The 12,994-nt window shown below is 43.7% G+C and carries 12 protein-coding genes, 1 riboswitch and 1 other annotated feature (1 of these 14 only partly in view); of the genes, 8 read left to right on the forward strand and 4 right to left on the reverse strand.

Annotation, left to right across the window (positions count from 1 at the left end; translation table 11 throughout):
• Positions 1-109: 109 nt before the first annotated feature.
• Positions 110-1,951 (forward strand): translational GTPase TypA, encoded by a 1,842-nt coding sequence (gene typA, locus HMPREF9184_RS03175; protein WP_000164119.1) that lies wholly within the window; start codon positions 110-112, stop codon positions 1,949-1,951.
• A gap of 19 nt (positions 1,952-1,970) precedes the next feature.
• Positions 1,971-2,225 (forward strand): DUF3165 family protein, encoded by a 255-nt coding sequence (locus HMPREF9184_RS03180; protein ID WP_000262667.1) that lies wholly within the window; start codon positions 1,971-1,973, stop codon positions 2,223-2,225.
• 324 nt (positions 2,226-2,549) lie between these two features.
• On the opposite strand, the gene HMPREF9184_RS03190 is transcribed toward HMPREF9184_RS03180, so the two are convergent.
• From HMPREF9184_RS03190 to HMPREF9184_RS03205, 4 genes are all read right to left on the reverse strand, one after another.
• Positions 2,550-3,812 carry a nucleobase:cation symporter-2 family protein gene (locus HMPREF9184_RS03190; RefSeq protein ID WP_001187277.1) on the reverse strand — a complete coding sequence of 421 codons (1,263 nt, stop codon included), beginning with the start codon at positions 3,810-3,812 and terminating at the stop codon, positions 2,550-2,552.
• Entirely contained in the window at positions 3,812-4,393 is a 582-nt protein-coding gene (locus HMPREF9184_RS03195) for a xanthine phosphoribosyltransferase (RefSeq protein ID WP_000770429.1), read from the reverse strand. Before HMPREF9184_RS03195 ends, HMPREF9184_RS03190 begins: the two co-directional genes overlap by 1 nt.
• A 126-nt stretch (positions 4,394-4,519) precedes the next feature.
• Positions 4,520-4,615: riboswitch (purine riboswitch) on the reverse strand.
• A gap of 132 nt (positions 4,616-4,747) precedes the next feature.
• Positions 4,748-5,134 carry a bleomycin resistance protein gene (locus tag HMPREF9184_RS03200; protein WP_001108698.1) on the reverse strand — a complete coding sequence of 129 codons (387 nt, stop codon included), beginning with the start codon at positions 5,132-5,134 and terminating at the stop codon, positions 4,748-4,750.
• 11 nt (positions 5,135-5,145) lie between these two features.
• Complete coding sequence (locus tag HMPREF9184_RS03205) at positions 5,146-5,973, reverse strand: exodeoxyribonuclease III (protein WP_000767475.1); 828 nt, start codon at positions 5,971-5,973, stop codon at positions 5,146-5,148.
• Between the two features lie 133 nt (positions 5,974-6,106).
• Here HMPREF9184_RS03205 and HMPREF9184_RS03210 point away from each other — a divergent pair, with 133 nt between their 5' ends.
• The 6 genes from HMPREF9184_RS03210 (at position 6,107) to HMPREF9184_RS03235 (ending at position 12,791) form a co-directional block, all read left to right on the forward strand.
• A complete protein-coding gene (locus HMPREF9184_RS03210) occupies positions 6,107-6,562 on the forward strand; it encodes a DUF3290 family protein (protein WP_000675339.1) in 456 nt (151 codons plus the stop codon).
• The gene (locus HMPREF9184_RS03215; protein WP_000174436.1) at positions 6,559-7,194 is read left to right on the forward strand and encodes a DUF421 domain-containing protein; all 636 of its coding nucleotides are present in this window, start codon (positions 6,559-6,561) and stop codon (positions 7,192-7,194) included. The genes HMPREF9184_RS03210 and HMPREF9184_RS03215 overlap by 4 nt, the downstream gene beginning before the upstream one ends.
• 54 nt (positions 7,195-7,248) lie before the next feature.
• On the forward strand, positions 7,249-8,994 hold the full coding sequence (locus HMPREF9184_RS03220; protein ID WP_000022599.1) for an ABC transporter ATP-binding protein: 1,746 nt from the start codon (positions 7,249-7,251) through the stop codon (positions 8,992-8,994).
• Positions 8,984-10,726 carry an ABC transporter ATP-binding protein gene (locus tag HMPREF9184_RS03225; RefSeq protein ID WP_001180163.1) on the forward strand — a complete coding sequence of 581 codons (1,743 nt, stop codon included), beginning with the start codon at positions 8,984-8,986 and terminating at the stop codon, positions 10,724-10,726. The genes HMPREF9184_RS03220 and HMPREF9184_RS03225 overlap by 11 nt, the downstream gene beginning before the upstream one ends.
• Positions 10,727-10,829: 103 nt before the next feature.
• Positions 10,830-11,522 carry a sugar transferase gene (locus HMPREF9184_RS03230; protein WP_000922222.1) on the forward strand — a complete coding sequence of 231 codons (693 nt, stop codon included), beginning with the start codon at positions 10,830-10,832 and terminating at the stop codon, positions 11,520-11,522.
• A gap of 42 nt (positions 11,523-11,564) precedes the next feature.
• On the forward strand, positions 11,565-12,791 hold the full coding sequence (locus tag HMPREF9184_RS03235; RefSeq protein WP_001134518.1) for a DegT/DnrJ/EryC1/StrS family aminotransferase: 1,227 nt from the start codon (positions 11,565-11,567) through the stop codon (positions 12,789-12,791).
• A 42-nt stretch (positions 12,792-12,833) separates the two neighbouring features.
• Positions 12,834-12,994 (forward strand) — a binding site (T-box leader); it runs 65 nt beyond the window's last position.

Here is a 12,994-nt window from a genome sequence, read left to right on the forward strand (position 1 = left end):
AGAAAAGCGAAGTGAAAACATTTACACTTGCTTGAGTTATGTCATTTGACTGAAAATGTGGTATAATTGCTCAGTTAGAAAATAAATTTTAAATATTATAGAGGAAATCATGACAAAATTAAGAGAAGATATCCGTAACATTGCGATTATCGCCCACGTTGACCACGGGAAAACAACCCTCGTTGACGAATTATTGAAACAATCTGAAACTCTTGACGCTCGTACTGAGTTGGCAGAGCGTGCGATGGACTCAAACGATATCGAAAAAGAGCGTGGAATTACAATTCTTGCTAAAAATACAGCCGTTGCCTACAACGGAACTCGTATCAATATCATGGACACACCAGGACACGCTGACTTCGGTGGAGAAGTTGAGCGTATCATGAAAATGGTTGACGGTGTTGTCTTGGTCGTAGATGCTTACGAAGGAACCATGCCACAGACTCGTTTCGTATTGAAAAAAGCCTTGGAACAAGATCTTGTCCCAATCGTGGTTGTTAACAAAATCGACAAACCATCAGCTCGTCCAGCAGAAGTAGTGGACGAAGTCTTGGAACTTTTCATCGAGCTTGGCGCAGATGATGACCAGCTTGATTTCCCAGTGGTGTATGCTTCAGCTATCAACGGGACATCCTCCTTGTCAGATGATCCAGCTGATCAAGAAAAAACAATGGCGCCAATCTTTGACACCATCATCGACCACATCCCAGCTCCAGTAGATAACTCAGATGAGCCTTTGCAGTTCCAAGTGTCACTTTTGGACTACAACGACTTCGTAGGTCGTATCGGTATCGGTCGTGTCTTCCGTGGTAGTGTGAAAGTTGGGGACCAAGTTACCCTTTCTAAGCTAGATGGTACAACGAAGAACTTCCGTGTTACAAAACTCTTTGGTTTCTTTGGTTTGGAACGTCGTGAAATCCAAGAAGCAAAAGCAGGTGACTTGATTGCCGTTTCAGGTATGGAAGATATCTTTGTTGGTGAGACGATTACACCGACAGATGCAGTTGAGCCTCTTCCAATCCTTCACATCGATGAGCCAACGCTTCAAATGACCTTCTTGGTCAACAACTCACCATTTGCTGGTAAAGAAGGTAAATGGGTAACTTCTCGTAAGGTGGAAGAACGCTTGCAGGCCGAATTGCAAACAGACGTTTCCCTTCGTGTTGACCCAACGGATTCACCAGATAAATGGACTGTTTCAGGTCGTGGAGAATTGCACTTGTCAATCCTGATCGAAACCATGCGTCGTGAAGGCTATGAGCTTCAAGTATCTCGTCCAGAGGTTATCGTAAAAGAGATTGATGGTGTTAAATGTGAGCCATTTGAACGTGTTCAAATCGATACTCCAGAAGAATACCAAGGATCTGTTATCCAAAGCCTTTCTGAACGTAAGGGTGAAATGTTGGATATGATTTCAACTGGTAATGGTCAAACTCGTTTGGTCTTCCTTGTTCCAGCGCGTGGTTTGATCGGATACTCAACTGAGTTCTTGTCAATGACTCGTGGTTACGGTATTATGAACCATACCTTTGACCAATACTTGCCATTGATTCCGGGTGAAATTGGGGGACGTCACCGTGGTGCCCTTGTTTCTATCGATGCTGGTAAGGCTACAACTTACTCAATAATGTCTATCGAAGAACGTGGAACTATCTTTGTCAACCCAGGTACTGAGGTTTATGAAGGAATGATCATCGGTGAAAACTCTCGTGAAAATGACTTGACAGTTAACATCACTAAGGCCAAACAAATGACCAACGTTCGTTCTGCTACCAAGGACCAAACAGCTGTCATCAAGACGCCTCGTATCTTGACCCTTGAAGAGTCTCTTGAGTTCTTGAACGACGATGAGTACATGGAAGTAACGCCTGAATCTATCCGTTTGCGTAAGCAAATCCTCAACAAAGCAGAGCGTGAGAAAGCAAACAAAAAGAAAAAATCAGCTGAGTAACAGCTAGAAAGAGATAAAGATGGTCTATTTAATCATAGGGATACTCTTATTACTACTCTATGTATTTGCGACACCACAAAGTATCAAAGGAACAGTCAACATCGTTATCTTGGTCTTTGTGGTTGTTGCACTCTTGATTTTGTTGATGTTGTCCATCTTGCAAATCTTCCAATTACCGACAGAATTCTTTGTCACAATCGCCATGCTTGTCCTAGCCTACTTTAGCTTGAGGGACATTACGCTCATGCCTGTAAAAAAAGGTAAAAGAAGATGATAGAAGAGGCTGGGCAATGACTCAGTTTGAGGAGAAAATTTAGTAAATTTTTCCATGATAAAACGCATAATATCAAGGTTTTTGAATGCCTGATATTATGCGTTTTTATGATTTTGAAAACTTTTTGAACAACCTATTAGAAAGTGGATACTCTTACAATTATTTTGGAAATAATGTAGCTTCTGATTTAATGTATATCTTCTTAGGACAGCTATTGTTTCAACATTTTTAGGAGCAGCTTTGTTTTAAACATAAAGAAAAAGATTGGAGAAAATCGTCCAAAATGAACTTTTTCTTCAATCTGGAGGTTCACACCTCTTTTTCTTATTTCTTTTTCCGATTTAGTACGGCATTGAGTACAATGGCGAGGAGGCTTGCCACGACGATTCCGTTTGAGAAGAACATTTGGAAGGCTGTTGGCATGCTGACAAAGAGATTGCTGTTGTTGAGTCCGACACCTGCAGCGATTGAAACTGCTGCGATAAGGAAGTTGTGCTCATTGTTAGCAAAGTCAACGCGGGCGAGGATCTGCATACCTTGAAGGGAAACAAAACCAAACATCACCAGCATGGCACCACCAAGGACAGGGCTTGGAATGATTTGGGCAAGGGCACCAAACTTAGGAAGGAGTCCAAGGAGAACGAGGAAACCAGCTGCGTAGTAGATTGGCAGGCGTTTCTTGATACCTGATAATTTAACCAGACCAACGTTTTGTGAAAATCCTGTGTAAGGGAAGGTATTAAAGATTCCTCCGAGAAGTACGGCTAAGCCTTCTGCGCGGTAACCGTTGCGCAGGCGCGTGCTGTCGATGGGGTCGTTGGTAATATCTGACAAGGCTAGGTAAACACCAGTCGATTCAACCATAGACACCGTTGCGATGATACACATCATGACAATAGAGGAGATTTCAAAAGTCGGTGTACCAAAGTAGAGGGGAGTTGGGACATGAACAAGTGGTGCTGCTGCAACAGGCGAGAAGTCCACCAATCCCATGGTAGCAGCGATGGCAGTTCCGACAACCAACCCAATCAAAATAGAGATGGACTTGATAAATCCTTTGGTAAAGATGTTAATCAAGAGGATAATCAAAACAGTGATAGCTGCAAGCAAGAGGCTTTGACCAGTTGGCTCTGGAACGTTATTCCCCATATTTCCAATAGCGACAGGAATCAAGGTCAACCCAATCGTGGTAATAACTGCCCCAGTTACGATAGAAGGGAAAAGATTGGCCACTTTTGAGAAGATGCCTGAAATCAAAACCACGTAAATCCCTGATGCGATAAGGGCACCAAACATAGCACCACTGCCATGGCTTTGCCCAATCATAATCAAGGGAGCGACGGATTGGAAGGCAACTCCGAGAACGACTGGTAGTCCAATCCCAAAGTATTTGTTGAGTTGGAGTTGGAGGAAGGTGGCCACCCCACACATGAAGATATCTGTAGAAATCAGGTAGGTCAACTGCTCAGCTGAATAGCCAAGGGCTGTCGCAATCATGATAGGAACCAGGATAGAGCCTGAGTACATGGCTAGTAAGTGCTGAAGCCCTAGAACCGCAGCCTGCGAGTGTTTTTCTTGTTGTTGCATTAGAGATCTGCCTCCTTAAATACGACTTGATCGTTTTCAAAACGTTCCAAACGAGCGAGTGATAGGACTGGATAGCCGGCTTTCTCGAGCAAATCACGACCATCCTGGAAGGATTTTTCAATCACGATACCGATGGCTTCGACTTTTGCTCCGGCCTGTTCGATGATGTGAATCAAGCCTTTGGAAGCTTGACCATTGGCTAGGAAATCATCGATAATCAAGACCTTGTCCTCTGGTGAGAGAAATTTTCCAGCGATGGAAACGGTGCTGGTCACCTGCTTGGTAAAGGAGTAGACTTCGGCAGTTAAGATGCCTTCGTTCATGGTGATGTTTTTAGCTTTCTTTGCGAAAATCATGGGAACACCTAAGGCTTCAGCTGTAAAAACAGCTGGAGCGATACCAGAAGCTTCAATGGTCACAACCTTGGTAATGCCAGCAGTAGCGAATTTGTCCGCAAAAACCTTACCAATCTCTCGCATCAAGCTAAAGTCAACTTGGTGGGTTAGAAAGGAATCTACCTTGAGGATGTTGTCACCCAAGATATGCCCATCCTGAAGGATGCGCTCTTCTAATAATTTCATAAGACCTCCTAAAGTCTAAACTCTTTGGTGTTTTTCTATCGCCTTTATCATCTCTAAAAAGGGCTAGAAAAAAGGACCTACTTAACAGATAAGCAAGCCCTCCAAATAGGTATGGCAAAAAACCATACCTTCAGCTGACATACTCATTGTTAGGTGTTCCGGCACCTTGTAGAAACGTCGTGCCAATTCACGACATAAACAAGTAAAATGGTACTATTATCAAACGCGATAGCGTTAATGTCATTATTTTACACTAAATAGCTTTATAAATCAAATATTTTGTTAGGATTTGGATGAAAAAAGCGAACGAATAGAAACCTACAACACGATACCGTATTGTAGGTTTCTATTATTCTATTCGCTAAATCTTAAAAAATAGCCATCTGGATCCAAAACTGCAAATTCGTGAGGATAGATATAGTGATCACCGATACGAAATGTTCTCTTGGTTAAAGGACGGTAAATAGGGTAGTTGGCCTCAATCACTTTTTGATAAAGTTGTGGAACATCCTTTATACCAAAAGATAGGTTGACACCTTTTCCAAAAGGGTAGGTAAGGTTAGCCAGTTCCTCGGGGGTTCCTTCCTCTAGCATAAGCTGGCACTCTTCAAGAGAAAGAAAGAGAAAGTTTTCTTCTGGTCGCTCGTATTCGACACTAAAACCGAGCAAATCGCAGTAGAAGGAACGGGACTGTTCGATATCCGATACAACAAACTCGGGAATAACTGCATTGTAGTTCATCGTGAAAATCCTTAAAGTTCAATTTCCAATACAATAGGCGTATGGTCTTGACGAGCTCCTGAGTCAATCATGTCTGACTTGGTTACCTTGTCAGCGACGCGGTTACTGGTGAGCCAGTAGTCGATTCTCCAGCCTGTATTGTTGATTTTAGAAGTTTTGCTGCGTTGCGCCCACCAAGTGTAGCGTTCTGGGACATCGCCGTGAATATGACGGAAGGTGTCTGTAAATCCAGTTGCCAAGAGGTTGGTAAATCCAGCACGTTCTTCGTCTGTAAATCCAGGTGAACGGCGGTTGCTAGCAGGGTTTGCAAGGTCGATTTCCTTGTGGGCTACATTGTAGTCACCCGTCGCAAGGACTGGTTTTTCTTTGTCTAACTCAGCTAGATACTCAGCATATTTCACATCCCAGACTTGACGCTCTTCCAAGCGTTTCAAACCATCGCCAGCGTTTGGAGTGTAAACTTGCGTTACGAAGAATGCATCAAATTCCAAGGTGATGATGCGACCTTCCAAGTCCATGGTAGATGGGGCGCCAATCTCTGGGAAGCTGATAGTCGGTGTGAGTTCTTTCTTATAAAGAAACATGGTTCCAGCATAGCCTTTGCGGGCAGGTTCTTGAGAGGAACGCCAGGTGTTTTCGTAGCTTGGAAAGAGCTCTTCTAAAATTTCCAGGTGTTTTTTAGTAGGACCCTTGGTAGATAGTTTGGTTTCTTGGATAGCGATGATATCAGCATTTTCAGCTACCAAAGTTTGGAGAACTTCCTGTGACAGTTTGGCGCGAGCAGAGTCGCTCGTTAGGGCTGCATTGAGGGAATCAATATTCCATGAGATGAGTTTCATAAAGTTACCTTTTTCATTGAGATTATAGACTATATTATACCAAAAAAAGGTCTATTTCCCCAACGTATGGTTTGAAAAATCATCTTATTTCGTTTATAATGAAGAATGATTTTATGAAAGGGAGTGAAAATAAATGAAATTTTACTCATATGATTATGTACTCAGCCAGATTAGTCAGCAAAATGGCATTATGATTGGCTTTGGAATTGTCTTATTAGCTGTTACAGGATTTTTTGCTTTTAAGGCATACCATGATAAAAAGGGGACCAAGTTTCGTGAGTTGGTCATGATTTCAGCCTTGACCTTACTAGCTCTCCTTTTGGTTAGTATCACGACTTACCAAAACAATCAAGTTTCGAACAACAAATTTCAAACTTCACTTCATTTCATCGAGGTTGTTTCCAAAGATTTGGGAGTTGACAAGTCGGAAGTCTATGTCAATACATCTGCAGCTACTGATGGAGCACTTCTCAAGGTGGGAGATCGCTATTATCGTGCCCTTAATGGCAGTGAGCCAGACAAGTATCTGTTAGAGAAAGTAGAATTGTATCAGACAGATGCGATTGAACTGGTGGAGGTGAACAAATGACACTCAATTATATAGAAATTTTAATCAAACTAGCCCTGGGGCTTTTTTCACTTGTTTTTGTCATCAATGTGACAGGGAAGGGAAATCTGGCACCTAACTCGGCGACAGACCAAATTCAGAACTATGTTCTGGGTGGTATTATCGGTGGGGTGATTTACAATAGTTCCATCAGTATCCTTCAGTATGCAGTTATCTTGATCATGTGGACCATTTTGGTCTTGACTCTCAAATGGCTCAATAACAATGTCCGCTTTGTCAAGCAATTAATTGATGGGAAACCAACGCTGCTCATCAAAAATGGAAAGATTGATCCTGAAGCCTGTCGTTCGGTTGGTTTATCTGCAGCGGACGTAGCTCTTAAGCTCCGTAGCCAAGGCATTTTCCAAATGAAACAAGTCAAACGCGCTATGCAGGAGCAAAACGGTCAACTCATCGTAGTCCAAATGGGTGATGAAAATCCCAAGTATCCTGTTGTCACAGACGGTGTCGTCCAAGTAGAAGTTTTGGAATCAATAGGCCGTAGTGAAGAGTGGTTGCTTGATAACCTCAGCAAACAAGGCCATGACAATGTGGCCAATATCTTTATCGCGGAGTATGACAAGGGTGCCGTCACCGTCGTAACCTATGAATAGGAAAAACCTGAGGTTCTTGCCTCAGGTTTCCATTTGTAACTAGAAAGGGATTTTATGTCCATTATTCAAAAACTCTGGTGGTTTTTCAAACTCGAAAAGCGCCGTTATCTAGTCGGGATTGTGGCTTTGGTCTTGGTCTCTGTTCTCAATCTCATTCCCCCCATGGTCATGGGACGGGTGATTGATGCCATTACGTCGGGGCAATTAACCCAGCAAGACCTGCTTCTTAATCTATTTTATCTACTACTGGCAGCCTTTGGGATGTACTATCTGCGCTATGTTTGGCGCATGTATATCCTTGGAACTTCCTATCGTCTGGGGCAGATTATGCGGTCTCGCTTGTTTGAGCATTTTACCAAGATGTCGCCAGCCTTTTATCAGACCTATCGGACGGGGGACCTGATGGCACACGCCACCAATGATATCAACTCCTTAACCCGTTTAGCAGGTGGCGGAGTCATGTCAGCAGTAGATGCCTCTATCACGGCTTTGGTGACTTTGCTGACCATGCTCTTTAGCATTTCTTGGCAGATGACTCTGGTTGCCATTCTTCCCTTGCCTTTCATGGCTTATGCGACCAGTCGTCTAGGGAGAAAGACCCACAAGGCCTTTGGCGAATCTCAAGCTGCCTTTTCTGAACTCAATAACAAGGTACAGGAGTCTGTATCAGGTATCAAAGTGACCAAGTCTTTCGGTTATCAGGCAGATGAGCTGGAGTCCTTTCAAGCAGTAAATGAATTGACCTTCCAAAAGAATCTCCAAACCATGAAATACGATAGTCTCTTTGACCCCATGGTTCTCTTATTTGTTGGTTCATCCTATGTTTTAACCCTTTTGGTCGGTTCCTTGATGGTTCAGGAGGGGCAGATTACGGTTGGCAATCTAGTCACCTTTATCAGTTATTTGGATATGCTGGTCTGGCCTCTTATGGCCATTGGCTTCCTCTTTAATATCACTCAGCGAGGAAAGGTTTCTTACCAACGGATTGAGGATCTTTTATCTCAGGAATCACCTGTACAAGATCCTGAATTTCCTCTGGACGGTATTGAAAACGGGCGTTTGGAGTATGCCATTGACAGTTTTGCCTTTGAAAATGAGGAGACACTGACGGATATTCACTTTAGTCTGGAAAAAGGGCAAACCCTAGGCTTAGTCGGGCAGACAGGCTCTGGGAAAACTTCCTTGATTAAACTTCTCTTGCGTGAGTACGATGTGGATAAGGGAGCTATTTACCTAAACGGTCATGATATTCGGGATTATCGTCTGACAGATCTTCGCAGTCTCATGGGCTATGTCCCTCAGGACCAGTTTCTCTTTGCGACCTCTATCTTAGACAATATCCGCTTTGGCAATCCTAACTTGCCCCTTTCGGCGGTCGAGGAAGCGACTAAGCTAGCCCAAGTTTACAAAGACATTGTAGACATGCCTCAGGGATTTGACACGCTGATTGGTGAAAAAGGAGTTAGTCTATCAGGTGGTCAAAAGCAACGTCTGGCTATGAGTCGGGCTATGATTTTAGACCCTGATATCTTGATTCTGGATGATTCCTTGTCCGCCGTGGATGCCAAGACAGAGTATGCGATTATCGACAATCTCAAGGAGACGCGTAAGGACAAGACAACCATCATCACAGCTCATCGCCTCAGTGCGGTTGTCCATGCAGATCTGATTTTGGTTCTGCAAAATGGCCAAATCATCGAACGGGGTACGCACGAAGACCTGCTAGCTTTAGATGGCTGGTATGCCCAAACCTACCAGTCTCAGCAGTTGGAAATGAAAGGAGAAGAAGATGCAGAATAAGCAAGAACAATGGACTGTATTGAAGCGCTTGATGTCCTATCTCAAGCCTTATGGACTCCTGACCTTTTTGGCACTCAGCTTTCTCCTCGCGACGACGGTCATTAAAAGTGTCATTCCCCTCGTGGCTTCCCACTTTATCGACCAGTACCTCAGCAATCTCAATCAGTTTGCTATTACAGTTTTATTAGCCTACTATGGTCTTTATATCCTGCAAACTCTGGTTCAGTATGTCGGCAATCTTCTCTTTGCGCGGGTGTCCTACAGTATTGTCAGAGATATTCGTCGCGATGCCTTTGCCAATATGGAGAAACTCGGCATGTCTTATTTTGACAAGACGCCAGCAGGTTCCATCGTCTCGCGTTTGACCAATGATACCGAGACCATCAGTGACATGTTTTCGGGAATTTTATCCAGCTTTATCTCAGCAGTTTTCATCTTTCTGACAACTCTGTATACCATGTTGGTGCTGGATTTTCGTTTGACAGTTTTAGTCTTGCTCTTTCTTCCCTTGATTTTCCTGTTGGTTAATCTCTATCGGAAAAAGTCAGTGAAAATCATCGAAAAAACCAGAAGTCTCTTGTCAGATATCAATAGTAAGCTAGCAGAAAACATCGAAGGAATCAGGATTATCCAGGCCTTTAATCAAGAGAAGCGCCTGCAAGCAGAATTTGATGAAATCAACCAAGAACACTTGGTCTATGCCAACCGTTCTGTAGCCTTGGATGCCCTCTTTTTGAGACCTGCCATGAGTTTGCTGAAACTGCTAGGATATGCCGTTTTGATGGCTTACTTTGGTTACCGTGGTCTTTCTATCGGGATAACAGCCGGAACCATGTATGCCTTTATCCAGTACATCAACCGTCTTTTTGATCCCCTGATTGAGGTGACGCAAAACTTTTCAACCCTTCAAACGTCTATGGTTTCTGCAGGCCGTGTCTTTGCTCTGATCGACGAGAGGACCTATGAGCCTCTTCAAAACGATGGGCAAGCCAAAGTTCAAGAAGGCAATATCCGTTTTGAACATGTATGTTTCTCATATGATGGTAAACACCAAATCCTGGATGATATTTCCTTTTCAGTTAAGAAGGGGGAAACTATTGCCTTTGTAGGTCATACAGGTTCGGGGAAATCTTCGATTATCAATGTCCTCATGCGCTTTTATGAATTTCAGTCAGGCCGCGTTCTCTTGGATGGTGTGGATATTAGGGACTACAGTCAGGAAGAGCTGAGAAAGAACATCGGTCTGGTCTTGCAGGATCCCTTCCTCTATCACGGGACTATCAAGTCCAATATCGCCATGTACCAAGACCTCAGTGATGAAGAGGTCCAGGCTGCGGCTGCCTTTGTCGATGCAGATTCCTTTATTCAGGAGCTTCCGCAGGGTTATGATGCACCTGTGTCTGAGCGTGGTTCGAGCTTTTCTACTGGTCAGCGCCAGCTTCTTGCCTTTGCTAGAACAGTCGCCAGTCAGCCTAAAATCCTGATTTTGGATGAAGCGACAGCCAATATTGACTCTGAAACAGAAAGTTTGGTTCAGGATTCCCTAGCTAAGATGAGGCAGGGACGGACGACCATTGCTATCGCCCACCGCCTTTCGACCATCCAAGACGCCAACTGCATCTACGTTTTGGATAAGGGGCGCATCATCGAGAGTGGAACCCATGAGGAACTCTTGGCCCTGGGAGGAACCTATCACAAGATGTATAGCTTGCAGGCTGGAGCCATGTCCTAATAAGAATTCCTCCAAATTACAGCTTTCTTGCACCGCCTTTTCCATTTTGTGGTATAATGAAAAATGTTGACAAATAGTATAATGAAAACAAAGGAGAAACAGCATGCTGAAATGGGAAGACTTGCCCGTGGAAATGCAATCAAGCGAGGTTGAGTCTTACTACCAGCTTGTCTCTAAAAGGAAGGGTTCGCTGATTTTCAAGCGTTGCCTGGATTGGGTTCTAGCCTTGTTTTTGCTACTTTTGACTTCTCCCGTCTTTCTTATCTTGAGCATTTGGATCAAGTTGGATAGCAAGGGACCTGTCATTTACAAGCAAGAGCGCGTGACCCAGTACAATCGTCCGTTCAAGATTTGGAAGTTCCGTACTATGGTAACGGATGCGGATAAAAAAGGAAGTCTAGTGACTTCTGCTAACGATAGCCGCATTACCAAAGTGGGAAATTTCATCCGCCGTGTGCGTTTGGACGAACTACCTCAGCTGGTCAATGTCCTTAAAGGCGAGATGTCCTTTGTTGGGACACGACCTGAGGTGCCACGCTACACGGAGCAGTATAGCCCTGAAATGATGGCGACCTTGCTCTTGCCAGCAGGAATTACCTCTCCAGCTAGCATCAACTACAAGGATGAGGACACCATCATCAGTCAAATGACGGAGAAAGGTCTAACGGTTGATCAGGCCTATGTCGAACATGTCCTTCCTGAGAAGATGCGCTATAACCTCGCCTATCTCCGAGAGTTTAGTTTCCTTGGAGACATCAAAATCATGTTTCAAACCGTGTTTGAGGTACTAAAATAAAGTAGTCATGAGAAAATGAGTACAGACAAAAGGAGCAAATCAATGCCAAATTACAATATTCCATTTTCACCACCCGATATTACCGAAGCTGAAATTGCTGAAGTAGCGGATACCCTTCGTTCTGGTTGGATCACAACAGGTCCGAAGACAAAAGAACTAGAGCGTCGCTTGTCCCAATACACACAGACCCCTAAGACTGTCTGCCTCAACTCTGCGACTGCGGCTCTTGAGTTGATTTTACGTGTTTTGGAAGTGGGACCAGGTGATGAAGTCATCGTTCCAGCCATGACCTATACAGCTTCATGTAGTGTCATCACTCACGTAGGAGCAACCCCTGTCATGGTGGATATCCAAGCAGATACTTTTGAGATGGACTATGACCTTCTTGAGCAAGCCATCACTGAAAAGACTAAGGTGATTATTCCGGTTGAGCTTGCAGGGATTGTTTGCGACTATGACCGTTTGTTCCAAGTCGTGGAGAAAAAACGTGATCTCTTTACAGCTGCTAGCAAGTGGCAAAAAGCCTTTAACCGTATCGTGATTGTCTCTGATAGTGCCCATGCTTTGGGATCTACTTACAAAGGGCAACCAGCTGGTTCTATTGCTGACTTTACTTCCTTCTCATTCCATGCTGTTAAGAACTTTACAACAGCTGAGGGAGGAAGTGCGACTTGGAAAGCCAATCCAGCGATTGACGATGAAGAAATGTACAAGGAATTCCAAATCCTTTCCCTTCATGGTCAAACCAAGGATGCTCTTGCCAAGATGCAACTGGGATCATGGGAATACGATATCGTAACCCCTGCCTACAAGTGCAACATGACGGATATCATGGCTTCCCTTGGTTTGATACAATTGGATCGTTACCCAAGTTTGCTTGCCCGTCGTAAGGAAATCGTAGACCGTTATGATCGTGGATTTGCAGGTTCTCGCATTCATCCATTGGCACACAAGACTGATACTGTCGAATCAAGTCGCCACCTCTACATCACACATGTTGAAGGTGCTAGCCTAGAAGAACGCAATCTCATCATCCAAGAATTGGCTAAAGCAGGAATTGCAAGCAATGTTCACTACAAACCACTTCCTCTTTTGACAGCTTATAAGAATCTTGGTTTTGATATGGCAGATTATCCAAGAGCCTATGCCTTCTTTGAAAACGAAATTACGCTCCCTCTTCACACGAAATTAAGCGATGAAGAAGTAGACTATATCGTTAAGACTTTGGTGAGAATTTCCGAAGAAATCCTCGGTTCTGGAAAAAAATAATAAAAAATCTTGACAAAAAGCGGACAATAGCATATAATATTCTCAACAAATCAGAAAAGTAACTATATTTGATCTTCAGGGAGCCTGTGGTGATTGTGAACAGGTGGTTGGAAGTAGTGAAAGTGGGCTGATTTTAATAATGAATTTGAAACAATGAAAATTCGGTGCGCACACCTTACAGTGCAACTTGTTGTTAGACAAGG

Origin of the sequence: Streptococcus sp. oral taxon 058 str. F0407 (assembly GCF_000235485.1) — a bacterium.
Lineage (GTDB): Bacteria > Bacillota > Bacilli > Lactobacillales > Streptococcaceae > Streptococcus.

What these genes read in the sequence shown, in the direction of transcription:
- typA (WP_000164119.1), top strand. Translation starts at nt 110, where the DNA reads ATGACAAAATTAAGAGAAGATATCCGTAACATTGCGATTATCGCCCAC.
- HMPREF9184_RS03180 (WP_000262667.1), top strand. Translation starts at nt 1,971, where the DNA reads ATGGTCTATTTAATCATAGGGATACTCTTATTACTACTCTATGTATTT.
- HMPREF9184_RS03190 (WP_001187277.1), bottom strand. Translation starts at nt 3,812, where the DNA reads ATGCAACAACAAGAAAAACACTCGCAGGCTGCGGTTCTAGGGCTTCAG.
- HMPREF9184_RS03195 (WP_000770429.1), bottom strand. Translation starts at nt 4,393, where the DNA reads ATGAAATTATTAGAAGAGCGCATCCTTCAGGATGGGCATATCTTGGGT.
- HMPREF9184_RS03200 (WP_001108698.1), bottom strand. Translation starts at nt 5,134, where the DNA reads ATGAACTACAATGCAGTTATTCCCGAGTTTGTTGTATCGGATATCGAA.
- HMPREF9184_RS03205 (WP_000767475.1), bottom strand. Translation starts at nt 5,973, where the DNA reads ATGAAACTCATCTCATGGAATATTGATTCCCTCAATGCAGCCCTAACG.
- HMPREF9184_RS03210 (WP_000675339.1), top strand. Translation starts at nt 6,107, where the DNA reads ATGAAATTTTACTCATATGATTATGTACTCAGCCAGATTAGTCAGCAA.
- HMPREF9184_RS03215 (WP_000174436.1), top strand. Translation starts at nt 6,559, where the DNA reads ATGACACTCAATTATATAGAAATTTTAATCAAACTAGCCCTGGGGCTT.
- HMPREF9184_RS03220 (WP_000022599.1), top strand. Translation starts at nt 7,249, where the DNA reads ATGTCCATTATTCAAAAACTCTGGTGGTTTTTCAAACTCGAAAAGCGC.
- HMPREF9184_RS03225 (WP_001180163.1), top strand. Translation starts at nt 8,984, where the DNA reads ATGCAGAATAAGCAAGAACAATGGACTGTATTGAAGCGCTTGATGTCC.
- HMPREF9184_RS03230 (WP_000922222.1), top strand. Translation starts at nt 10,830, where the DNA reads ATGCTGAAATGGGAAGACTTGCCCGTGGAAATGCAATCAAGCGAGGTT.
- HMPREF9184_RS03235 (WP_001134518.1), top strand. Translation starts at nt 11,565, where the DNA reads ATGCCAAATTACAATATTCCATTTTCACCACCCGATATTACCGAAGCT.